Source organism: Spirulina sp. CS-785/01 (genome assembly GCF_028330525.1).
Taxonomy (GTDB): Bacteria; Cyanobacteriota; Cyanobacteriia; order Cyanobacteriales; family Spirulinaceae; genus JAQMSD01.
In genome coordinates this window covers 1-23,131 of the sequence record NZ_JAQMSD010000202.1, presented here as the reverse complement: position 1 = coordinate 23,131, position 23,131 = coordinate 1, and the positions used below count along the sequence as shown (strand labels likewise).

Here is a 23,131-nt window from a genome sequence, read left to right as displayed (position 1 = left end):
CGCCCCCTTACAGCTAATCCGGTCTAGAGAAACGACCAGTAGTGTTAATCCGCAATACCCCTGGAGAGCTATTCGCAGCTACGGGAAGGTTATCTCTCCCCACTCCCCCACCTCACGAAGTAGGTGGGGGTCATTGAAGTTAAGTCAGTATTTAAGAGTGATTTTCCCTTAATACGCCTTGGGTTAAAACCCAAGGCTAATAGCTGAAACCCGTTAAAACGGGTTGATAGACCAACTCCTCCATCTCCTCTATCTCCTCCATCTCCCGACTCCCGACTCCCCTATCAACTCTCAACTCTCAACTCCCCCCCATCCCCATCTAACTTGGCCATGCGGCCCACAGGTAACACCGCATTCGCCCCATCATGACCAAAGGGTAACTCAGAGACAATGGGGATTGCCAAATCCGACAAGCGATCGCGGAACATCTCCTCCACCGTCCAGGTTCCCGGATTCCCCTCACATTGACTAAACCGCCCCAAAGCAATCCCTGCCACCTGTTGTAATACCCCACTCATCCGCCATTGGGTCAACATTCGGTCTAAACGATAGGGGGCTTCTGTTACGTCCTCTAGGGCTAAAATAACCCCCTTGAGGTCTGGCTGAACGGGGGTAAACAACAAGTGAGTTGCAACCGTTAAATTCGCAGGGAGAAGCCGCCCAGTCACCGTTCCGCCCCCCCATCCAGTCCCCTGTAACGGGGGTAAAGACCGCCCCTCCACGGCAGCAAATAAACGCGCCTGGGTCCAGTGGGGTTCATTCCCCAACGTCGTCAATACCGGCCCGTGCAGACTGCCAATATTCCGAGTCGCTAAACTCCAGAGTAACCCGGTCACATCCGAAAACCCGATCAGCCATTTGGGGGGCCTCTCCTCCCATTGCCATTGTTCCAATAACCGCGCCCCTCCGTAGCCTCCTCGCGCACAGAGAATGGCTTTACACTGGCGATCGCGCCATGCGTCCCATAACCCCTTCCGTCGTTGCTCATCAGTCCCCGCCAAATAGCCATAACGGGCATCCCAATGGGATGCCAACTCCACCTGATAGCCCCGCTTCCGCCATACCTCAATCCCCTGTTTAAAACGCTCTAACTCCTTCAACGCCCCACTCGGCGCGATAACATAAAGTAAATCTCCTGGTTGTAAAGGGGGAGGAAATTGCCAATTTTGTAAATTCATTCGCTACGTTTAGTGTAATGCCGTATCAAACCCCGCCCTAGACGGTTAAACCCAACCATTGACAGAACTTCTCAGATAGATATTACAAGATCGGCTAGGTTAGACGACAATGTTGTCAAACTATCCCGATTAGTTTTGTTAAAATTTATAAAGTTATTTACTGCGTTATAGACATCGCCCATAAAAAAGAACGCTGTGAGCCAAAATACCCCCAACTCAGAACTTCCCCCTATGAACTCCCCCAAACCGGAGTCTCAAGGAGTCACAGGCTTTAAATTTAAACTACTGCAACCCTTCTTTCGTCACAAAACCCTACTCCTTGGGATTGCCATTGGTCTGGGTTTAGCTGTTATTGGGTCACGTTTTTTCGTGTCTGACGCTCCGGAAACGTCACCCGCCACGGTGGCAGAAACAACTTCCTCTGACAAGGGACGAACCGTGACCACCGCAGAGGTAGAACTGACCTCCGTTCGACGGATGCTTGAAGCTACCGGAAGCGTAGTGGCCCAAGAATTAATCCCGGTTCAGTCTTCCACCAATAGTTTACAAATTGTCCAAGTTTTAGCCGAAGAAGGGGACCGGGTACAAGCGGGCCAACTCTTGGCCCAGTTGGATAATTCTGTGTTGCGGGCCCAGTATCAACAGGCCCAAGCAGCAGTCGCTAGGACTGAGGCCAGGTTAGCGGAATTGCGGGCCGGGGCCAGGTCTGAAGAAATTGCCCGGGCCCAACAAGCGGTTAATAGTGCTAAAGCCGGAGTCCGACGGGCTGAGGCAGATTTAGCCTTAATTGAGAAACGAGTGGAACGGAATCAACTGTTAGAAACCGAAGGGGCTATTGCAAGAGACCGCCTCGATGAAATTTTAAACCAAGCTCAAACCGCCCAAGCTACCCTAGAACAAGAAAAAGCCCGCTTACAGGAAGCGCGAGAAACCCTCGCAGAATTGCAACGGGGGACTCGGCCCGAAACCTTGGACCAAGCGGAAGCCCAATTGGCCGAAGCGAAAAGCCAAGTGCAACTGATTACCGCCCAACTGGAGGATACCAGAGTGACGGCCCCTCGGAGTGGGGTGATTGCGGAACGGAATGCCAAGGTGGGGGATGTTACAGCCGGGTCTAATACTTTATTTACCATTATTGAGGATGGCCGCTTAGACTTACATCTCCAAGTCCCAGAAACGCAACGTCCCGCCGTTCAACCGGGACAACCTGTGCGCGTGACTTCCGATGCTGACCCCAATTTACGGCTAGTGGGTCGAGTGAAGCGGGTTGATCCAGTGATTGAGGAACAGTCTCGTTTGGCCACGGTACGGGTTCAATTACCACAAGATGCGGGATTACAACCTGGAATGTTTTTACGGGGTCAAATTGTCACTTCTACGTCCCCTGGTTTAACGATTCCTATTGATGCTGCGTTACCTGATGATAATAATGAGGCCACGGTGTTTGTGGTGCAACCCGATGAGACGGTAAAAGCTACGACTGTTACTCTGGGTGAGATTTTAGCGGATAACCGGGTGGAAGTCTTAGAGGGATTAGAAGCGGGCGATCGCATCGTAGTCCAAGGTGCCGCCTACCTAAAAGATGGAGACTTAATAGTTGATAGTGAATAGTTGATAGTTGAACCACAGAGATGGAGGAGATGGAGGAGATGGGGGAGATGGGGGAGATGGAGGAGATGGAGGAGAGAATGGGTCTATAATTCCCTGTTCCGGAGTTCCCTGTTCCCTTTTTCACAAACAACAAAGAACCAACAACAAATAACCAATAAAAAACAACAAATAACCAATAAAAAAAATGTCTTTTCACCTCTCTACATGGTCGATCAAAAAGCCTGTTCCTACCCTAGTTCTGTTCCTCGTTTTAGGACTGGTGGGGATATTTTCCTTTCTGGGGTTAGGCATTGACCAACAACCTAATATTGACTTTCCCAACGTTCAAGTCACGGTAACTCAACCGGGGGCCGGGCCAACTGAATTAGAAACCCAAGTCACCAAGAAAGTAGAAGATTCAGTGGCAGGATTGGGAGATATTGAGGAAATTCGCTCTACTATTACCGATGGACGTTCTCTCACCAGTATCCAATTTACTCTAGGGACGGACACGAATCAGGCCGTCAATGACGTTCGTAATGCGATCGCGCAAATTCGCACAGATCTTCCCCAAGATGTCAACGAACCCATCGTGCAAAAACTCGATTTTGCCGGGGGATCAATTATGACCTATGCGGTGGCCTCCCAAAAGCGTTCCGTCCAAGAATTAAGTAATTTTGTCGATCAAGACATTAACCGTATCCTCTCCAATGTCCCCGGAGTTGCGCAAATTGAACGCTTAGGAGGAGTAGACCGAGAAGTTCGGGTTAACCTCGATTCTAGCCGTTTACAAGCCTATGGCATCACCGCAACAGAGGTAAATGACCAAATTGCCCAATTTAACCTCAACTTGCCAGGAGGACGGTCAGAAATTGGCAACAGTGAACAAAATATCCGAACCTTGGGCAGTGCGGAAACCGTGGGAGAGTTGCGCGATTATCCCATTGTGTTAAGCAATAACGCTACCGTCCCCCTCTCCACATTAGGAGAAGTTAGCGATAGTTTTAGTGATCCTCGCCAAGCGGCCTTCCTCAACGGCCAACCCGTGGTTGCCTTCTCCATTTTGCGGAGTTCCGGCAGTACCCTAGTCACCGTAGAAGAAAATGTGCGGCAAGCGGTGGAAAAGCTGAAACCGCAACTCCCAGAGGACATTCAACTCGAATTAATTTTTACTCGCGCTAATTCGATCCGGTCTTCTTATAATGGCACATTTGCGGCCTTATTAATTGGGTCGGTTTTAACCGTTATTACCGTTTTTATCTTTCTGCGGGATTGGCGAATGACGCTCATTACGGCCCTAGCGTTGCCCCTCTCCATTATCCCCACCTTTGGGGTGATGCAGCTATTAGATTATACCCTCAATGGCATGACCCTTTTAGCCCTAGCCTTGGCTATGGGGAATTTGGTGGATGATGCCATTTGTATGATTGAGAATATTGACCAACATTTACAGATGGGCAAAACCCCGCAACAAGCGGCCAATGATGGGGCCAGAGAAATTGGTCTGGCGGTTGTTACCACAACGGCCACTATTGTGGCAGTCTTTTTACCTGTCGCTTTTATGGGGGGCATTCCAGGGCAATTTTTCCAACCCTTTGGGGTGACAGTTGCCGTGGCCACCATGTTTTCAACCCTAGTGGCAACGACTATGACTCCTATGTTGAGTGCCTATCTGTTGCGACCTAAAGCGCGAGAGAGACCCCTTCCGGGCAATGTTCCGAGTAATGGCAAGGGTAATGGCAATGGGTCTCAGAATGGTCATTCTACGCAGAATGGCCAGAGTAAATTTCTTGCTTCCCGACATCAGGGCAATTTTGTCCGAGGAGAATTAGAAGAAACCGTTAAATCTTCCCGGCCTAAGCGGGTTCGCCCTTATCGAGGGTTATTAACTTGGGCCTTGCGTCACCGTATGACGACCCTGATCATTGCTGTGGCCTTTTTTATCGGCAGTTTACAGTTAATTCCCTATATCCCCAAAGGGTTGTTTGATAGTGGGGATACTGGACTCAGTACAGTAACGGTGGAGTTGCCACCGGGGTCAACCCTGGCCGAAACAACGGAGGTGTTGCAGAAAACGACGAATCTGTTAGAGGATAATCCGGCGGTGGAGAGTATTTTGGCCCAGGCCAGGGAAGTCAATTCGGGGTTAATTTATACGAATTTAGTCCCGAAAAGTGAACGGGTTTCTCAGCAGCAGTTTGAACGGGAAATGCGGACGCAATTAAATGAGATTCCGGGGACTCGTTTGGCTTTCCAGAGTCAGGGGGCCGGGGGAAGTAACAAGGATTTATCCATTATTCTTAAAAGTCAGAATGCCCCACTATTGACCGAAACCGCAAACCGTCTGGAATCCCAGATGCGGGAGATTTCGGGGTTGGTGAATGTTACGTCGAGTAATAGTTTAGTTAAACCGGAATTAGTCATTGACCCTGATCCCCAACGGGCGGCGGATTTGGGGGTTTCGGTTAGCGCGATCGCGCGAACAGCCTCCCTCGCGTTAATTGGCGACACCGAATCTAACCTCGCCAAATTTAACCTCCCGGACCGCCAAATCCCCATCCGCGTGCAAATTGACCCAGAAGAACGCAACAATATAGAAACCCTGAAAAATCTACAAATTCCCAGTCGTCAAGGCACATTAATTCCCCTATCTGCCGTCGCTGATCTCCGTTTAGCCAGTGGGCCAGCAGAAATTCAACGATTTGATCGCAACCGCCAAGTCACCCTCGAAGCCAACTTAGAAGGCATTGCATTAGGGGATGCAGTGGAAGCAGTGAACGCCTTACCCGCCATGAACCCCTTACCTGATGGGGTATTTGAAGAACCTGCCGGAGATGCGGAGATTATGCGGGATATTTTCACCCGCTTTGCCTCGGCCTTAGGCTTGGCCATTCTCTCCATTTACGCCATTTTAGTCCTCTTGTATAACAATTTTCTCTATCCCTTAGCCATTCTAGTGGCGTTGCCGTTTTCCTTTGGGGGGACATTTTTGGCGTTACTCATCACTCAGAAGGAATTAGGGTTATTTGCCTTAATTGGCATTGTCTTATTAATGGGGTTAGTCACGAAAAACGCGATTTTATTAGTGGATTTTACTCTAGAAGCCATGCGCCAAGGGAAACCCCGCTTTAAGGCCATTATTGAGTCTGGGGTGTCTCGGTTTCGTCCCATTATTATGACTTCCATCTCAACGGTTGCGGGAATGATGCCCATTGCCTTAGAGTTAGGGGCCGATGGAGAAGTCCGCAGTCCTATGGCCATTGCAGTGATTGGCGGTTTTACCACTTCCACCCTGTTAACGTTGGTGGTTGTCCCGGTCATTTTCACCTATATTGATAGTGTGATTAATCTGTTAAAACGCTTCCTCGGCAAACCCCCCTCTACCCACCCCCAACCCGTTGTCACTGAAGAAACCTGGCAAGAACCCATACGCAAGTAACAGTTAGGGGAGTGTCGGAAGACCTAATGAAACACCCAACTCCCCCATCTCCCCACCCTTCCCAAAACAAAAGCCCCCAAGATGGAGGCTGTTTGTTGGTTGTTAGTTGTTAGTTGTTGGTTGTTTGTGGGCCTCCATTTTAGCATAGAACAAGACAAAAACGGAAACCCAAGCTACAAAAACTACCGAGAAACGCGGATTTCACGCCAAGACAGCCTTGGAGTTACCCCCCTTCTAGGGCTAGGACTTGCAGCCCACTTCTTGCGGCCCATTTTCGGAAAACTAGGGTAATATTCACCCAAGGGCGAGTGACGGGACTCGAACCCGCGAATGGTGGAACCACAATCCACTGCCTTAACCACTTGGCTACACCCGCCATGTCGGTTTTTTAGTATAACATTATGTATCGGATTTATTCCAGTTTTTTTGGAATAAATCTGAAATTTACTGTGAAGAGGGGTAAAGTATGGTGAAAGTTACATCCTTGAAGAAAAAGGCAATGGGTTGGGGAGGATTAAGCGTTGGTGTAGTTGCGATCGCGTTTCTCCTGTCCAACCCCGGCCCAGAGCAATACGAAGACTATGCGGTTGATCGTCTTACCGAAGCTCTAGAGCAGGAAATCTGTAATGACTTACCCCCCCAATTCCAGCAATTCTCGGATCAATGTCGTTCTGTCGGGAAAACCCTCATCGACATTAGCGAACCCCAATTAGAAACCTTAATTGGAAAAAACACCCAACGCTACAACTACGGATTATTCAGCATTTATCACACCACTCTCTCCCTAAAACCTTTCACCCCCACCTACGAATTTGAAACTGTGGGCATTTTACAACAGTTCTATATCTACAGTGTTGAAGAAAGGTAAGCTGTCACGTATTTAAATTGGTATATGTGGATAGGGAACAGGGAACAGGGAACGGGGAACAGGGAACGGGGAATAGGAAAGAGGTTGATAGGACTCTAGTTAACTGTTAATAACACAGTTTAAATGCCGAACAGCTTAGTTTTAGTTGATAATTGATAATTGGGAGTTGAACCACTCCAGACACAGAAAACACAGAGAAATAAGAGTATGGAAATAAACAGTAAGCCTTAAAATAGTTTGTATTCGTTCGTAGTAAGCCCTTTAGGGCTTATTTTAAACCCTAAACGGATCAGAGTATGGAAAAAAAAGTAAGCCTTAAAATAGTTTGTATTCGTTCGTAGTAAGCCCTTTAGGGCTTATTTTAAAGTAAGCATTCAGCCATAAGTCGTCAGTTTAAAACTGATAGCTAAATGTTTACTCTTTAAGAGTCTAAAATTTGTTGAGCGCCATTTACATTAAAATAACTAAAATCATCAATTTTTCCTCGTAAAATATGAGCTTGCTGTTCTGGATTTCCTAATGAATCTAATACTAAATTGGCTTGTTTAAAATGCTGGTCTTTGGTATAATTATTAACAGTAACAACAGTTTTTAGATTAGCCTGAAATGCTGCCTCTGCGCCCTGTTCTGAGTCTTCTATAGCTAAACAGGTATCAGGGGTTAATCCTAATTTGTCTAAAGCGTAATTATAAAGATCTGGGGCAGGTTTTTTATTCTCAACCATATCCCCTGCCGCAATAACGGTAAACCAATCTGGATTAAGATGTTTTTCGATTAACGCAAGGGCGTTAGGGAGTGCGCTAGTTGTGGCAATGGCTAGCTTAATTCCCTGTTCTCTGGCCTCTGTAATTAACCGTTGTACCCCTCGACGTAGGGGGATGCTACCTTGGGCTAATAATTGGCGATAATATTGCGTTTTTTGTTGGTGGAGTTTGATGATAAAATCACTTAACTTATCGGTTTCTAAATCGTCGGGTTGGTAAGTCTCAATAAAATAGCGAATGCGTTCCTTTCCTCCTGAAACTGTAAGTAACTCCCCATATAATGTCTCTGTCCAATTCCAAGACAGTCCGGCCTCTTGAAACGCTTGGTTAAAGGCAACTCGGTGGCCGTCTCGTTCGGTTTCGGCCAATGTTCCGTCAACATCAAAAATTAAGGCTTGTAACTGCGGCATAATGGGAGCGAAATTTGGAAAAATATCGGCAATTTGTTCATTCTGTACTAAATGGGGGCTTGATGTCCGCTATGGTGGCACAAGAGTAAATTTCCCTTATTTTCTCACACTCAGGATGCGGATAGAGCAGATACAGGCATTTTTAGCGATCGCGCAAACCGGAAACTTTGGACAAGCCGCCCGACAATGTAACATTACCCAATCCACCATTAGCCGTCAAATCCAAGCCCTCGAAGCCGAACTGGGCCTCCCTCTCCTCCATCGGGGGACCCAAGCGAAACTGACAGTGGCGGGGGAACAGTTTATAACTCGCGCCCAACGCATCTATAATGAGTGGAATACTGCCCGCCGGGAAATTACAGAATTACGAGAAGGGAAACAACCAGAACTCTGTGTGGCCGCGATTCATTCCGTCTGCGCCCATCATCTCCCCCCCATTTTACAGCAGTTTTGTCGCACCTATCGAGAGGTACAATTACGAGTGACGGCCTTGGGTAGCGATCGCGCCTTAAAAGTCCTGCGAGATGGTCTAGTCGATGTGGCCATTGTCATGAATAACCGTCTCCTCACCACCTCCCCAGAAATGGTCGTGGATGTCCTCTACGAAGAACCCATCCAAATTTTAATGGCCGCAGACCACCCTCTCGCGCAAAATGAGAGCATTTCTTGGTCGGAGTTAGTCCATTATCCCCAAGTGGTGTTTAAGGACGGATACGGGATGCAGCGTTTGGTTCAAGAACGGTTTAGTCAACTAGGGGCCGAACTCCATGCGGCCTTAGAACTGAATACCCTTGATGCGTTTCGGGGGGTGGTGCGTCAGGGGGAATTCATCGCCCTTTTGCCCCAGTCGGCCTTGTGGGATGCTCAACAGGATAATACCTTGGCAGTTCGCGCGATCGCCAGTAGTGACACCGACCCCGACTTACTGCGACAAGTCGTTTTAGTCACCACCCAAGACCGTTTATTAATTCCCCCCATTCACTATTTCTGCCAAATTGTCCGCGATGCTTTTGACTCCTCAGACTCCACTTTTCCTAGAGAGAAACATTGGGAGTTGATAGTTGACAGTTGATAGTTGACAGTTGTTCTTACCCATTTTCCCTCTGCCCTCTGCCTTTTAAACGCTGTTCCCTAGTCGGGAAATGGAGGAGAAAATGCACAAAATACAATAAATGATGCAGAAAGCGGAAAATTTCCCTTGCGATTGTCCCCCTACAACAGTACACAATAATAGATAGACATGATCACCACCCCCACCCACAGCAAACGACCCACCAGCAACCAACATGAGTAATACGTTTCGGGAACTCCTCAAAAAAATCGGCAGTGGTCCCCACACAGGCAAAAACTTGAGTCGGGAAGAAGCGGCCCAAGCCACTACCATGATTTTGCAAGAAGAAGCCACTCCAGCCCAGATTGGGGCGTTTCTCATTGCCCATCGTATCAAACGCCCTACGGCTGAAGAACTGGCGGGGATGTTGGATGCTTATGAAGCGTTGGGGTGTTCGTTGCAACCATTACCGGGGGAGGAAACGGTAACGGTGATGGGTGTTCCCTATGATGGTCGGTCCCGGACTGCCCCCGTAACTGCCCTGACGGGGTTAATTCTGGCTGCTGCGGGTGTTCCTATTGTACAACACGGGGGCAACTGTATGCCCACTAAATACGGCATTCCGTTGATCGAGGTTTGGCAAGGATTAGGGGTTGATTTTACCTCCCTTTCCCTTTCTCACGTTCAACATCTCTTAGCAAAAACCGGATTCGGGTTTATTTATACTCCCCGACAGTTTCCCCTCGTTGAAACTCTCGTCCCCTATCGAGATCAAGTGGGAAAACGGCCTCCCTTTGCGACAGTGGAGTTAATTTGGTCTCCCTATCAGGGGAAAACCCATCTGGTGGCCGGGTTTGTTCACCCTCCCACAGAGAAGTTTATGCAGGGGACTTTGGCCTTACGGGGAATGGAGACTTATACCCTGGTGAAAGGGTTAGAGGGCAGTTGTGATTTATCTTGCGATCGCACCGCCATTATCGCCACCCACAACCCCACCGACAGCGAGTTTCAGCGTCTCAAACTCCATCCGCGAGACTACCACCTCGACCGCAAAGACGTTCCTCTCACCACCCAACCGGAGTATCTCAAACAACTCCAAGGGGTAATTGCCGGAGAATCCAATGACTTGCAAAAAACAGCCCTTTGGAATGGCGGATTTTACCTATGGCGATGTGGTAATTTACCCAATTTAGAAGCAGGAATTGCTAAAGTGGAGTCTCTCTTGACAAAGGGAAAAGTCCAACAAAAACTCCACCAAGTTCAGCAGTTTTTGGCTTCTTGTCCGTAGGTCAATTCCTCGTACCCCCTCAAGCCGACAGACTCAAGCATACAATACTCAAGCATACAATAATTGTTGATATTGACTACTACTTTGGGGAACAACCGTCATAGTTTTCTCCTGATGAACCGGAAGCTTAATCACAAACTCAGTCCCATACCCCGGTTGAGAAAAACCAATTAATGTCCCTCCGTGACATTCTGTGATAATTTGATGGCTAATGGATAACCCTAAACCAGTCCCTTTACCAATGGGTTTAGTCGTAAAGAAGGGATCAAAGACTTTATCCAAATCCGTCGGCTTGATCCCAATCCCATTATCCTTCACACTAATTTCAATGCGGTTATTATCAAGAGTGTGAGTTTTAATGATAATTTGGCCAGCTTCTCCTTTTTCTTCCACTGCATCAATCGCATTACTCACTAAATTCATAAACACTTGATTGAGAGGCCCCGCGTAACATTCCACATTGGGTAACTCACCATAGTCTTGAATAATTTTAATTTCCGGTTTTTCCGCATTCGCTTTCAGACGATGATGGAGAATTAACAAAGAACTATCAATTCCCTCGTGGACATTAACCGCTTTCATTTCCGCTTCATCCAGTCGGGAGAAGTTGCGCAAACTCACCACAATTTGCTTAATTCGATTGACTCCCAGTTTCATAGAAGACATTAACTTCGGAAAGTCTTCTTGGATAAATTCCATGTCCAATTCTTCCATTAATTCACCCATTCTCGGATCATTATCTGCGTAGTTTTCTTGACAAAAATTTAAGACTTGCCAAATATTATCCGTATATTCCGTTAAATGTTTAAGATTCCCATGAATAAAATTGACTGGGTTATTAATTTCGTGGGCAACTCCGGCCACTAATTGCCCTAAACTAGACATTTTTTCACTTTGTACTAAGGTTAAATGCGCACTCTTTAATTCCTTTAACGCTTGGGTTAAGTCTACAGTTCGTTCCTGAACCATATCTTCTAACTTATTTTTCTGTTCCGCTAATTCTTGCGTCACTTTACAGAGTCGAACATGAAGATCAATTCGTGCTAACACCTCCTCTTGCTGAAACGGTTTAGTAATATAATCAACTGCCCCCATTTGTAACCCTTTAACTTTATTTTCAGTCTCCGAAAGAGCCGTCATAAAAATAACGGGAATTTCTTTCATTGTGGGGTCTTCTTTTAAAAGCTGGCAAGTTTCAAAACCATCAATTTCTGGCATCATGACATCTAACAAGATTAAATCCGGTTTATTGTTCTTAGCTTGCTCAATACCGCTATAGCCATCCATCTCCACTAAAATATCATAACCATGACCATCTAACGCCCCACATAACACTTCTAAATTGGTCGGATTATCATCAATAATTAAAATAGTTTTATCTAAGTAATTATGACTCATGAACTTCTCCCTTTAAAATCTTATTTTTATTGTAGCATTGAAATTAAAATATTTAAGTGTTTTCTCTGAGAAATTGCCGAATTTTTTTAATATTAAATGTCTTCACTAAATCATAGAGTTTTTCCACAAAAGAGTTGTACTCTGGATCAGTTTGAGCAATCTTAATGAGTTCTGATTTAATCTTGGTAATCTTGCCTTGAGTCGCATATTTCCGCAAATCTTCCAACAGCGACTCCGGGGGGATTTTGATGGCAACTGGGGTTTCCGGTGAAGCAGAGGAAGATGGATTTTGTTCTTGGACTTCTTCGTAACACCAAGTTAAATGGAGATGTTTCTTTAACTTTTGGTAAAGGGTGTCAGCATCAAGAGGTTTAGCGAGAAAATCATCTCCCCCTGCATCTAAACTTTTTTGTTGATCTAGTTCAAAGACACTGGCCGAAGACACTAAAATTAAACAATCTTTAAACTCCTCAGAAGTGCGGAGTGTTTTCATTAACTCCCACCCATCCATCACAGGCATTTGTAAATCCGTAATAATACAATCGGGACATTGTTCTTTGATTTTCTCCATCGCCTCTTGACCATTTTTCGCATCCAGCACTTTAAACCCAAGCGGTTCTAATAAATTAACAATCACAGAGCGATTTTCCCAGCGATCATCGACTATCAAAATTCGCTTCTCACTCCCAGAATAGCCAACAATTTTCCCTTGATTTGTCACCGTATTCTGAACCGACCAATCCGACGCTAACGGACATTCAATAGTGAAAGAAAAAACACTCCCATGGCCTAACTCACTACTCACATGAATCTCTCCCCCCATCATCTCCACAATTTTCTGACTAATCGCTAGTCCTAACCCTGTCCCATCAGCTTTCCGTTGCTGATCTCCCACCTGTTCAAAAGGTTTAAAAATTTGTTTCAATTGTTCCTGAGTCATCCCCACTCCCGTATCTTTCACCGCAAAAGTTAAGCAAGTCCAATTCGGATCATTCTCCTCCTGAACTTCAATCTCTAAGGTGACATTACCTTGATCCGTAAACTTCACCGCATTTCCCAATAAATTAATTAAAACCTGTCGTAACCGCTTTTCATCATTCGTAATCCCCATCGGTAAATTTTCCGGAGGATTATAAATAAATTGAATCCCTTGTTTTTCAGCACGAATGCGACAAATTTCTACCACACTTTGTAAAAACGAGGGGAGATGAAACTCTTGGGGATGGAGTTCTAACTTTCGTGCTTCAATTTTAGAAATATCCAGCACATCATTAATTAACGTGAGTAAATGAGACCCACATTGATAAATAATCTGTACCCCGTGTTTTTGTTTATCCGTTAAAGAAGACTGGCCTTGTAAAATTTGCGCATACCCTAAAACTCCACTTAACGGGGTGCGTAACTCGTGACTCATATTCGCCAAAAACTCACTTTTGGCTTTATTGGCCGCATCTGCTGCTTCTTTCGCGGTGGCTAACTCTGCGGTGCGCTCTTGCACCCGATTTTCTAAGTCTTGATTGGTCTGAGCTAAGGCCGCAAAGGACTCCCGTAATTGTTGCGCCATGTTATTAAACAAAGACGCTAAACTACCCAGTTCATCCCGTCGGTTATCATCTAATTTTACCTCTAAATTTCCAGAGGCAATACTCTCGGTCGCGGCCATTAAATTATTAAGCGGTTTTTTAATTTTGCGACGGAGGATAAAGAACACTACCCCAATTTCAATAAACAGAGAAATAACCCCAATTAATAAAATTAAGCGGGCTGTAGCAAAGGCTTCTTTCTGGACTAGAGATTTAGGAATTACTGTCACCAGAAACCAGCTAGGTTCATCAATGGTTGTAGCGGCTAAATACTCCTCCCCTTGGGGGTTTTCAAGAATGACTTGCTCGTTCGTTTTTTCACTAACGAGGGTAAAAATATTGCGGAGATTTGCGTCTTGAGATTCCGCAATGGAATAGGTCCCATTACGATCTTGAATTTTTTGAATTAATTCCGGATCAGGATGAGCCACTAAGCGTCCATCTTCCCGGAAAATCATGTTATATGTTCCTTCAAGATTATCTCGAATCGTCCGTTGTCGCAGTTCATCAATTAAGATATCGTGGCCCAATGTGCCAACGTGCTGGCCTTGGACATCAAGGGGAGTCACACAGGACACCATCCACGCTTGAGCCACGGGATCATAATAAATCCCAGTCCAAACGGTTTTACGCTCCGGGTTATGCTCCTTATCGGTAATATAAAAGGATTCATCATCGGTGACGCGAAAGGAGGGATCAGAAGGCGCACTCTGGGTCCAAGCATAGGTCGGCATATAAATCGCAATGCCATTTTCAGGAATTTGAATATAGGTGTTGACAAAGCGATTTTGCCAAGCGGACCCATAGGAGTTGAGGAGTTCTAAATAGGTGACAACACGACGACGCATTTCTGCATCAACTTCAACATTTGCACCGAGAAAAATCCCCGGAAATTGGCTGTGATCAAAGGTGGCCTGTTGATTCCGTAAGGTTTGATCGGGCATTCTTTGAACAAGATCATTAAATTGGGGGGTAAGAGCAAGATTTTCTCGGTCTTGGAGGGTGTTTAAGATGATGGGTTTGAGTAATTTATGGTTATCTTCGGCCAAAGTAAAAATTGTCCGTTCCCGTTGAGAGCGCAACAGGGTATATTTTGCCGCTTGGGCTAATTTTTCTTCGGTAATACGAGCAATAACCTGAAAGTAGCCGATTCCCGTGGAAGCGACAATCACCGCCGCAATACTCAAGGCCATGGGAGCTAAGGTTTGCCGGGTTAACGAGGTTTGAGGTTTATGAGAGGTCGGCGACGTTGACCGATTTAACCACTGTTTGAGCATAATGTTTGAGAAAGAAAAAGGAGCAACACAGATGGAGGATAAACGTTAAGACAGGCTTACGTTTTTCACCCTAGTTTCTCAATTCAAACACAAACTTTTGTTGTTGTCCCGTGGGGAACTGGGGTGGGCAAAAATTTAATTTGTGTAAGATAGTCGAGGTAAGTGTTGAGGAATTGTGGGCAGTCTGGAAATTCACCCAAGCCCAGAACCGCTAAGGCTTGAGAGGTCTGGTGAACTTGCCAAGAAAAGGAGCCTAACAGGAGTTGCACTAAGGTGGGATTTTTTAACATTGACACCAAGGACAGCAGTGCGTTTTGGTGTGTTTCCCCATGGGGAGAACGGCGAGTGAGTTTTAATAAATGAGCATACCAATGCTCGTAAGAGGTAAGCTGGATGGCGTATCCCCGCTTTTGTAAGACGGTGATCAAGTCAGACCAAGGCATGGGAGTGGGATGCACTAAATGATAGGCTGCTCCTCTGGGTGGGTTGGCCTCGGAGAGGGCAACAATGGCCTGACTCACCTGATTAACTGGCACAACATTCAGCTTCACGGGTAAATCTGGGGCTATGCTCATTTCAAGACAGCCTTGCAGCATTTTGGCTACAAAGTCACTGGTTTGACTGATTCCGGTTTCACTGTGGCCGATAATATTCCCTGGTCGATAAATGGAAACGGGCAAACCGCGAGTTTGGGCGGCTTGCAGGAGGTTTTCCGCCACGTACTTACCAAAAATAATGGGTCTAAAGCCTCGCCCTTTTAGGGCGACTTGATGCTACAATGTTTCTGAGTACCGTAGGGCATACGGGAGCTTGGGTTATAAACCTGAAAGCTTCAGGAGATTCGATCTCTACTTTGGTTGGAGTAATCCTGCTAAAGCAAGTCGGTTCTATGAATGAAGAATCCACGTCCTTCTAGGGCGTGGAGTGTCAATTTGGGCATATCCGGTTAATAGTTGGTGACTGGGGCCAATGGCATCGGTTTCTCCGACGGTTCGCCAGAGGGTTTGTTGATCTGCCCCAAAGACATCCATGGTGGAGATGAAATGCAGGGGTTTAATTTTGCATTGACTGGCGAGGCGGATGACCTCTTGGGTGCCTTGAACGTTGACGGTTTCTAGGGCGGAGTAGGGGTAAACAATGTTCACCCATGCGGCACAATGGTAGATGCGGTCTATTTTTTCTGCTAATCGGGCAAATTGTCGGGAGTTTAGTCCTAAGCAGGGTTGGCTTAAATCCCCTAAGATGGTGAAGATGCGATCGCTGAACTCCTCCTCCCAGCTAAAATATCGCTTGAGTTGCCGTTGAATTTTGGCATAGGCTTCGGCCTTACTGGTGGCCCGCACTAAACAGTAAATATCGGCACGAGTATTTTGTAACAACTCATGGAGCATTCCCCCCCCTAAAAATCCACTTGCTCCCGTGAGGAAAAGGGCGGGAATAGACCCTTGCAAATGATGCTCTGGCGTAATCTTCGGATCAAGGAAAAAGGCTTCGTCTAAGTCCAATGGGGAGACTGGCACAAGGTCGCCCTGACGCAAGATATCAATGGTTGCGGTTAACCCCGCAATGGTTGGGGTGTTGAAAAACCGTTCTAGGGGAACGTCCACTTGTACCCCTTCACTCACCTGGGCTAACATTTGCAAGGCTAAGAGGGAATGTCCCCCTAATTCATAGAAATTATCGTAGAGACTGATATGAGACGGGTTAATCCCTAGCAAATACCCCCAAATCTCCACCAGTTGACGCTCTAAGGCGGTTTGCGGGGCGATATAAGTCCCTTCTGAGGTGCGAGTCCATTGGGGGATAGGTAAGGCGCGACGGTCGATTTTTCCGTTTAAGGTGAGAGGGAATTCTTCGAGGATGACAAAGGCCGCCGGAATCATGTAGTCGGGGAGGTACTGTTGGAGGGCTTCGCGGAGGGTGCGGGCGGTGACTTGTGACAGGGAGTAGGTGGGGGTGATCTCCGGGACAACATAGGCCACTAATTGCTGGTTGTTGGGGGCATCTTTCCGGGCCATGACCACACTTTGACGGACTTGGGGATGTTGGTTTAAAACTGCTTCAATTTCCCCTAATTCAATGCGGAAACCACGAATTTTCACTTGATGATCGATGCGTCCAAGACATTTGAGGCTACCATCGGGGAGATATACGCCTAAATCCCCGGTTTTATAAATTCTCGCTCCTGCTTTGTTGGTGAAGGGACTGGGGAGGAATTTTTCGGCGGTGAGTTGGGGTCGGTTGAGGTATCCCCGGGCCAGTCCGGCCCCACTGATGTAGATTTCACCGATTGATCCGTAGGGGACGGGGTTGAGGTGGTCGTCGAGGAGATAGATTTGGGTTCGGGCGATCCCATGGCCGATTGGGGGAATTTCGTTGGCCCCTTTGGGGATACGGGCCACGGTGGAATAGGTGGTGTCTTCCGAGGGGCCGTAGAGGTTGAAGACGTGCTGTACGGAGTCTAGTTGGTAGAGCTTTTGGACTAGGGCGTTTTGTAGGGGTTCTCCGGCCAAGTTGATGGTCTGGACGGAGGGGGGGATGCCTTGGCTTTGCAGAAGGGCATTAATGGCGGAGGGGACGGTGTTAATTAAGGTGACTTGGTTGGCGGCGGGTAAGTGGGGTAATGCTAAAGCATTTTGGGCTAAAATTACTGTTCCACCACAGCTTAATGTCACGAAGAATTCAAACACTGAAAGGTCAAAACAAAGGGATGTAGAAGCTAAAACCCCTTGTAACTGTTCGGGGGTAAAGAAGTCTCTGGCCCATTCGATAAAGGCAATGGCGTTCCGATGCTCAATGACCACACCTTTGGGCTTTCCAGTTGAACCGGAGGTATAAATAATGTAGGCTAAATTTTCACAATTGACGGAACTGGAGGGATTGGTTGTGGGGAAGTGACTAAGTTTAGCTTGCTCTGTGTCCATGTAAAAGCAGGTGACAGAGTTTTGAGTCAATGTGAAAGGATGCTCTTGTTTTTGGGTGAGGATAATTGGGAGTTGGGTGTCCTCTATGATAAAGGCTAAACGATCTTGAGGATAGGTGGGATCAAGGGGAACATAAGCTCCTCCAGCTTTGAGGACGGCTAATAAAGCTATGGGTAAATCTAAGCTGCGATCGCTCATAATTCCCACTAAGACCTCTGGACCCACCCCTAAATATTGTAAGTAATGGGCTAATTGATTCGCTTTTTCATTGAGTTCTCGATAGGTGAGTTGCTGATTTTCCGCGATAACAGCAACGCGCGCAGGATTCCTTTGAACCTGCGTTTCAAAAAAACGGGGAATGCTTTGAACCGGGTAAGAATCAGTGGATTGCTTATAATAGTCCGATTCTAAGAGTTGTCGAAGCGCATGATGAGTTTCATTCATTTCTTATTTTTAAGATTTCTTTTATAGGCTTAACTCCATAATTACTTTCTAGTTATGAAAAACTTGTGAAAATTGGGTATTTTCACAAAGAATTCACAAATCCTTTAAAAAAAACAGACTTTTTTTAAAAAATCTTAAAGGAGCAATGTTCCTCTAAAATCATCCCCTTGAGTCCAAGATATAGCAGTAATCAGCATCTGAGGGCAGAGGGCAGGAGGGGTAATGGGTAATTGGTAATAGGTGACACAAAAAAAGCGAGGAAAGAGAAGTGAGAATTGAGTTAAAATTCTTCTCTTTCCTCTATTCCCAGTTCCGGAGTTCCCTTGCCCAAAAAGCAAATGAACACTTTTTCAGCAGACCCTACCCAAACCTTTACACTTGCCCTAGTGTCTTAGTTGCTTATCAAGCTAACCCCTTCTGCCTTTGAAAGCCTTCTACCCTTTAAACGCTATTCCACCACCTCATAATCAATCACCACTGGGTCTTCCGGTTGAACATAGGACAAGGAAACTTGATGCCCTTTATATTGATCATTATTGGCAAACTCAGGATTAAACTTCGCTAACCACGTATTGACCTCTCCCGTGTCCTCCTGAAGACGAATATAAGTCCCTCTCTCTCCGTGACTCCCTTCAAGATATTTCCCTTGAACCGAAGCAATGGGCAAATTAGGATAGTCTTGTTGTAACGCTTGACGGTCTTTAGGGGTTTCATCAAGACGACGCAGAGCAATCACTTTAGGATTCCGTTCTAAGCTATAAGTGAGCGTCATTGTCTTCCCCTCTGGGAACTCCGATGGAGAGACATTAAAAAGGGGAAAATCCTTGCTCTCTCCCGCTTCATTTTTCAGTTGTACAATAAGTTGGGGGTCCGGCCCCGTTTCATAAACCTCCTCAACTACTCCCGTGAAAGTTTGTATCTCCGGGGAGTTGGCCTCAGTCTGGATATCCGATGCTGCGGGGGTTGAGGGGGAATTATTCCCTTGACAAGCGGGGAGAACTAGGGTAAGCAACGCAATCCCCAAGCCTCCCCATACGACTTTATTGACCTGCATTCTTTTTCAAGCCTAAACTTTGCTGCAATTGCTCCCAAATTGTGCCAATATCCAACGACGACACCCGCAACAACGGTAAAATCCCCAATAAAATCAACAGTAATCCAAACAAAAAATTATCCTCATACAGATAAAGTCCCACCAGCACAATAAAATAAGGCGCGATAATCCCGCTTATTTTCTCGACTGTATTCACCACGTCTGGGGTTTCTTCCCCGGAAGTCGGGACGATTTCTTCCGGTTGCGAGGTGGTTTCTTGAGGTTGTATGTTCTGTTGTTCATCCATATCGCCATCTTAAATAGGTTGTGTCAAAAATTTGGGATCAAACGGGAACAGCGTTTCAAAGCTACCTTAATATGCCTTGGGTTAAAACCCAAAACTAATAGCTGAAACCCGTTCCAACGGGTTGATAGACCCAAGCATTCAGCTATCAGCATTCAGCGTTTCCCCCTTCTTCAGTCAATCTGCCATCTGTCCTCTGTCCTTTGCCTTCGGATGCTGATGACTGTTATAAGCCAAACTGTGGCCAAACCCAATCTCCCACCGTGCGAACCGAACGGTTCACCAAACGGGCCAACTGAATATGGGGTTCATCCGTCTCTACCGGGATGATATCTGCCTTTTTTCCTTGTTTAAACTGCTCAATCACTAAATTGGCCGCCTCTAACCCCGTCACATAGGCTTTTTCTTGGGACCAAGACCCATGCTGACTGATCACCCAATCCCCGCTTAAATAGAAATTGGGAATCGGCGTTTTTGCGGTCAGGAAATGCTGATAACTGCCAGGGGCAAAATGTGTTACCCCTTGGCGAACCCGAATGACGGTACTATAGACAATCTTCGCTTGCTTAAATTTAGGGACACAAGTGGCTAAGTCCTGATGCACTTTCTCCCAAATTTGGGCATTACTCATGGGTAACAGTTGGTTGGCGTGATAAAAGTCCGCCTCAATAACTGTTCCTGGTGCGTCCTTAAATTCATCGTGTAACGCATTCAGATCAAAAAATGTCCATCCGGTGGTCGCATCAAAGCCGAAACAGGCATTAGAGGGACGAGGGACTTTCACCCGTCGGTCAAACCATAAGCGCGTTGCTAAAACATCAATTCCTCCTAAGTTCAATAAATTGCGGAATTCGGCGTACTGGTTCAACGTTTGACTCTGACTGACCATTTTTTTCATCCCACTCACACTCACCGCAGAAATGACCGCATCTGCGGCAAAGGTTTCATCCCCACACACTACCCCTGTCACGCATCCCTCGTCATTGAGGGTTAAGTCGGTGACTCGTTGGTTAGTCAGCACTTTTCCCCCGGTTTGTTCAATTTGCTCAACCCAAGGCTGAAAAATTTGTTCTCCCACAGTCCCCCGACACCAGACCACATCAAAGTCTGGTTGGTGAGCCAAAATGAAGTAATACAGCATCCCCAAGGCCGCTGCCGCGCTACATTGTTCCCCTGGGGCAAAGAGTCCCACCAGTAACATGGGTTCAAAGGCTTCTTTATACAGCCGTTTGGATACGCCAAACTCGCGGAATAGTTCCCTGGCGGTCATTTTGTCGTACCGTCGCCAAGCGTCGGGGGAGTTGTCAAAGTCAATGACGGCGTAGAGGAGGGGAAGGGCGGAAAGTCGGTCTGCGAGGGGGAGACGGTAAAAGCGGGTGTAGAGAAATGTTCCTAGGGGGGTGGGGAGGGGGGGTTTGTCTTGAAAGAGGGGGGACTCGCATTCTAGCCCTTTGGGGGAATATTGGGCGGAACGAGTGAAGGGGGTGAAGGGGTTAATTTTTAGTCGTTTGACGAGGTTGAAGATATTTTTGTAGGGATACCAGAATCCGTGGATACCGCCTTCGATAGACCTGCCTGCGCTGGTTTTCCACCCGGCCACTAACCCTCCGGGGTGGGGGCCGGCTTCGAGGAGGGTGACGTTGTAGCCTTGTTGACTGAGGTGATGGGTTGCGCCAAGTCCCGCCCATCCTGCACCAATGACAATTACCCGTTTTGCTTCAGACATTCTCTTTGTTTATGAGAGGGCTTGTTCTCAGGATGCCACAGGGATGGCGTTTTTCCCAGTGTTGGCCGATAAAATATAAAATTTTATTGAGAAATATTTTCGTTTAGGGGGAAAGTTATTTTATACTGTGGGTAAGCAAGGGGGACAGTAACCATTTGAGTTGGGTAAAGGTTAAGGCTTTAGATGTTGGCTTGAGTGGCAAGTTACGGGCGGGTCTTCTCTTGCAGCGATAGTTAAAGAGTATAGGCAGGACTTATGAAAGCACAGCAATTTGAGGTTTCCGGGCAGTTGCTAGATTTTGTTATTAAGGGGGGCGTGAAGATTAAGTTTTTACGTCTTGCAGCCGCAGAACGGGAATATTGGATTAAAGTTCCCAAGGGGGTTCGGTTGCAGTTAGATGGGGATATTAGACCGGGGTGTTGGCTGACGGTGACGGGGAAACGGAAGCTCAAAAAGAGTGGTAAATTGAAGCTCAAGGCGAAGTCTGTGAACTTGTGGAGTCCTGCGGAACAAGTGACCCATTGTTCTCAACCTTGTTCCCACCAGTCTATTCCGGTGGAGATACCGGAGAAGACTCCGAATGGGACTAAATCTTCACAATCTTCATTTTCACCATCTTCAAAGTCTTCACAGAAGAAGGGGTCTCCTCCGGCGAAAATTTTGGTCTGTGGTAAGTCGAAATGTCAGAAGCGCAACGGGGCGGGTCTTTGCCAGGCGTTGCAACGGGAATTGAGCGATCGCGGTTTAGACACTCAGGTTCAAGTCAAGACTACAGGATGCTTAAAAAAATGCAAGAAAGGCCCCAATGCGGTGGTTTTACCGGATAAAACCCACTATATGGAGCTTCACCCGGTAAAAGTCCCCAAATTAATTGAAAAACATTTCAGTTAATTCATCAGTTCATTCAATTGTCTAAATTCAATTCTCCCTACACCTCAAAAACCTCACGCCTTTGTCTTTGAGCGTGAGGTTTTTGTCGGGAGCATTATGAGTGAGAAAGTTGGGGTTGACGCGTTTTCTCTAGTTAATGTTTATTGATCAGAGAGCCAAAAAAAGTAGGAAAAATCAAACATTAAGGTCCAGCCAATAGGCCGATTCGGTTTTTGGGGCTTTATGCTGTGGATTTGATGCCCAATTAAGCTCGGCTATCTCCATATCCTTGTTGCAGGATTCGTTTATCGACTGGCGACTAATTTAATACGGCCTGCATCCATTTCAGACATGAGCAGTTCAAGAGCTTCGTAGTCCACATCAGAAATGTGGCCTAAGCGCGTCAATTCGGAATTGATCGCATTTTCAATTTCAGGGGTTAAGCGTCGAATGTAGAGAGCCTTTTCTACTAAGCGACGGATGACTTTTGTTGTTTCCACGGTTCTAGTAATCCAACCCAGTTTACATATATCATCGGTTGCTTTTTGACTCAATCCTGTGATCGTTTCTTGGATTAGAAGTGATCCTAGTCACAGGAAATTGAAAGAGTATCTTTTGGCACTTTTCCTTCGGAGAAAGGCAAAAGTCTCTTGGTTAAAGCAAACAGAAAACATTGGTTATCTAACCGACTCTTCTTTACTAACAAAAGTTCGGTCAATCAGGAAACTATCTAAGGTTTAGTGGTTTAACTCTTTCTCGGTAGAGTTGACAAAGAGTTAGGAGTCCGTCTTGAGTGGGAGTATCCGGCCAAGTGACTAAGTTTTGACGCTCCACGCCCTAAAGGAGCGTGGATTCTTGGTTCAACGAATCTCCGTTAGCTAGCAGGAGTTCTCCAACCAACCAAGAGGGAGTTTCTCCCCAAGCGTTAATTTTCGTGCGCCCCACGATATATAAAGCCCTTTGCAGGATGTTTATAGCTGCATT

Annotated in this window: 16 protein-coding genes and 1 tRNA gene; 6 read left to right on the top strand and 11 right to left on the bottom strand. The window is 46.5% G+C overall.

Annotated elements, in window-relative coordinates:
• Positions 1 to 284: 284 nt before the first annotated feature.
• A complete protein-coding gene (locus tag PN462_RS13140) occupies positions 285 to 1,178 on the bottom strand; it encodes a S66 peptidase family protein (protein ID WP_272128731.1) in 894 nt (297 codons plus the stop codon).
• Between the two features lie 231 nt (positions 1,179 to 1,409).
• Here PN462_RS13140 and PN462_RS13135 point away from each other — a divergent pair, with 231 nt between their 5' ends.
• Both PN462_RS13135 and PN462_RS13130 read left to right on the top strand, forming a co-directional pair.
• Complete coding sequence (locus tag PN462_RS13135; protein WP_272128730.1) at positions 1,410 to 2,789, top strand: efflux RND transporter periplasmic adaptor subunit; 1,380 nt, start codon at positions 1,410 to 1,412, stop codon at positions 2,787 to 2,789.
• Between the two features lie 184 nt (positions 2,790 to 2,973).
• Entirely contained in the window at positions 2,974 to 6,207 is a 3,234-nt protein-coding gene (locus tag PN462_RS13130) for an efflux RND transporter permease subunit (protein ID WP_272128729.1), read from the top strand.
• 303 nt (positions 6,208 to 6,510) lie between these two features.
• Here PN462_RS13130 and PN462_RS13125 read toward each other — a convergent pair.
• Positions 6,511 to 6,583: transfer RNA gene (locus PN462_RS13125), tRNA-His, on the bottom strand.
• A 90-nt stretch (positions 6,584 to 6,673) separates the two neighbouring features.
• On the opposite strand from PN462_RS13125, the gene PN462_RS13120 reads away from it, so the two are divergent.
• Complete coding sequence (locus tag PN462_RS13120) at positions 6,674 to 7,075, top strand: DUF4359 domain-containing protein (protein ID WP_272128728.1); 402 nt, start codon at positions 6,674 to 6,676, stop codon at positions 7,073 to 7,075.
• A gap of 421 nt (positions 7,076 to 7,496) precedes the next feature.
• On the opposite strand, the gene PN462_RS13115 is transcribed toward PN462_RS13120, so the two are convergent.
• Positions 7,497 to 8,249 carry an HAD-IA family hydrolase gene (locus tag PN462_RS13115; RefSeq protein ID WP_272128727.1) on the bottom strand — a complete coding sequence of 251 codons (753 nt, stop codon included), beginning with the start codon at positions 8,247 to 8,249 and terminating at the stop codon, positions 7,497 to 7,499.
• Between the two features lie 115 nt (positions 8,250 to 8,364).
• On the opposite strand from PN462_RS13115, the gene PN462_RS13110 reads away from it, so the two are divergent.
• Positions 8,365 to 9,321, top strand: a complete 957-nt coding sequence (locus PN462_RS13110) for a LysR family transcriptional regulator (protein WP_272128726.1) — start codon at positions 8,365 to 8,367, stop codon at positions 9,319 to 9,321.
• Between the two features lie 214 nt (positions 9,322 to 9,535).
• Entirely contained in the window at positions 9,536 to 10,588 is a 1,053-nt protein-coding gene (locus PN462_RS13105; protein WP_272128725.1) for an anthranilate phosphoribosyltransferase family protein, read from the top strand.
• Between the two features lie 48 nt (positions 10,589 to 10,636).
• Here PN462_RS13105 and PN462_RS13100 read toward each other — a convergent pair whose 3' ends face one another.
• The 7 genes from PN462_RS13100 to PN462_RS13070 all read right to left on the bottom strand — a co-directional run bounded on the left by PN462_RS13100 (position 10,637) and on the right by PN462_RS13070 (position 21,277).
• Positions 10,637 to 11,986 carry a hybrid sensor histidine kinase/response regulator gene (locus PN462_RS13100; protein WP_272128724.1) on the bottom strand — a complete coding sequence of 450 codons (1,350 nt, stop codon included), beginning with the start codon at positions 11,984 to 11,986 and terminating at the stop codon, positions 10,637 to 10,639.
• Between the two features lie 52 nt (positions 11,987 to 12,038).
• On the bottom strand, positions 12,039 to 14,846 hold the full coding sequence (locus PN462_RS13095) for a hybrid sensor histidine kinase/response regulator (protein ID WP_272128723.1): 2,808 nt from the start codon (positions 14,844 to 14,846) through the stop codon (positions 12,039 to 12,041).
• An 83-nt stretch (positions 14,847 to 14,929) separates the two neighbouring features.
• Positions 14,930 to 15,565 carry an SDR family oxidoreductase gene (locus PN462_RS13090; RefSeq protein ID WP_272128722.1) on the bottom strand — a complete coding sequence of 212 codons (636 nt, stop codon included), beginning with the start codon at positions 15,563 to 15,565 and terminating at the stop codon, positions 14,930 to 14,932.
• Positions 15,566 to 15,733: 168 nt separating this feature from the next.
• The gene (locus PN462_RS13085; RefSeq protein WP_272128721.1) at positions 15,734 to 18,214 is read right to left on the bottom strand and encodes an amino acid adenylation domain-containing protein; all 2,481 of its coding nucleotides are present in this window, start codon (positions 18,212 to 18,214) and stop codon (positions 15,734 to 15,736) included.
• A gap of 448 nt (positions 18,215 to 18,662) precedes the next feature.
• Positions 18,663 to 19,268 (bottom strand): hypothetical protein, encoded by a 606-nt coding sequence (locus tag PN462_RS13080; RefSeq protein ID WP_272128720.1) that lies wholly within the window; start codon positions 19,266 to 19,268, stop codon positions 18,663 to 18,665.
• Entirely contained in the window at positions 19,255 to 19,554 is a 300-nt protein-coding gene (locus PN462_RS13075) for a hypothetical protein (protein ID WP_272128718.1), read from the bottom strand. The genes PN462_RS13080 and PN462_RS13075 overlap by 14 nt, the downstream gene beginning before the upstream one ends.
• Before the next feature lie 223 nt (positions 19,555 to 19,777).
• On the bottom strand, positions 19,778 to 21,277 hold the full coding sequence (locus PN462_RS13070) for a hydroxysqualene dehydroxylase (RefSeq protein ID WP_272128717.1): 1,500 nt from the start codon (positions 21,275 to 21,277) through the stop codon (positions 19,778 to 19,780).
• Between the two features lie 255 nt (positions 21,278 to 21,532).
• On the opposite strand from PN462_RS13070, the gene PN462_RS13065 reads away from it, so the two are divergent.
• Entirely contained in the window at positions 21,533 to 22,168 is a 636-nt protein-coding gene (locus tag PN462_RS13065; protein WP_272128716.1) for a (2Fe-2S) ferredoxin domain-containing protein, read from the top strand.
• 284 nt (positions 22,169 to 22,452) lie between these two features.
• Here the strand turns inward: PN462_RS13065 and PN462_RS13060 are convergent, their stop codons facing one another.
• Positions 22,453 to 22,647 (bottom strand): hypothetical protein, encoded by a 195-nt coding sequence (locus PN462_RS13060; protein WP_272128715.1) that lies wholly within the window; start codon positions 22,645 to 22,647, stop codon positions 22,453 to 22,455.
• Positions 22,648 to 23,131 lie beyond the last annotated feature (484 nt).

Bases quoted from the DNA above. Each gene is read 5' to 3' on its own strand.
- PN462_RS13080 (WP_272128720.1), bottom strand. From the start codon at position 19,268: ATGCAGGTCAATAAAGTCGTATGGGGAGGCTTGGGGATTGCGTTGCTT.
- PN462_RS13085 (WP_272128721.1), bottom strand. From the start codon at position 18,214: ATGAATGAAACTCATCATGCGCTTCGACAACTCTTAGAATCGGACTAT.
- PN462_RS13110 (WP_272128726.1), top strand. From the start codon at position 8,365: ATGCGGATAGAGCAGATACAGGCATTTTTAGCGATCGCGCAAACCGGA.
- PN462_RS13105 (WP_272128725.1), top strand. From the start codon at position 9,536: ATGAGTAATACGTTTCGGGAACTCCTCAAAAAAATCGGCAGTGGTCCC.
- PN462_RS13130 (WP_272128729.1), top strand. From the start codon at position 2,974: ATGTCTTTTCACCTCTCTACATGGTCGATCAAAAAGCCTGTTCCTACC.
- PN462_RS13070 (WP_272128717.1), bottom strand. From the start codon at position 21,277: ATGTCTGAAGCAAAACGGGTAATTGTCATTGGTGCAGGATGGGCGGGA.
- PN462_RS13115 (WP_272128727.1), bottom strand. From the start codon at position 8,249: ATGCCGCAGTTACAAGCCTTAATTTTTGATGTTGACGGAACATTGGCC.
- PN462_RS13120 (WP_272128728.1), top strand. From the start codon at position 6,674: ATGGTGAAAGTTACATCCTTGAAGAAAAAGGCAATGGGTTGGGGAGGA.
- PN462_RS13095 (WP_272128723.1), bottom strand. From the start codon at position 14,846: ATGCTCAAACAGTGGTTAAATCGGTCAACGTCGCCGACCTCTCATAAA.
- PN462_RS13100 (WP_272128724.1), bottom strand. From the start codon at position 11,986: ATGAGTCATAATTACTTAGATAAAACTATTTTAATTATTGATGATAAT.
- PN462_RS13140 (WP_272128731.1), bottom strand. From the start codon at position 1,178: ATGAATTTACAAAATTGGCAATTTCCTCCCCCTTTACAACCAGGAGAT.
- PN462_RS13065 (WP_272128716.1), top strand. From the start codon at position 21,533: ATGAAAGCACAGCAATTTGAGGTTTCCGGGCAGTTGCTAGATTTTGTT.
- PN462_RS13135 (WP_272128730.1), top strand. From the start codon at position 1,410: ATGAACTCCCCCAAACCGGAGTCTCAAGGAGTCACAGGCTTTAAATTT.
- PN462_RS13075 (WP_272128718.1), bottom strand. From the start codon at position 19,554: ATGGATGAACAACAGAACATACAACCTCAAGAAACCACCTCGCAACCG.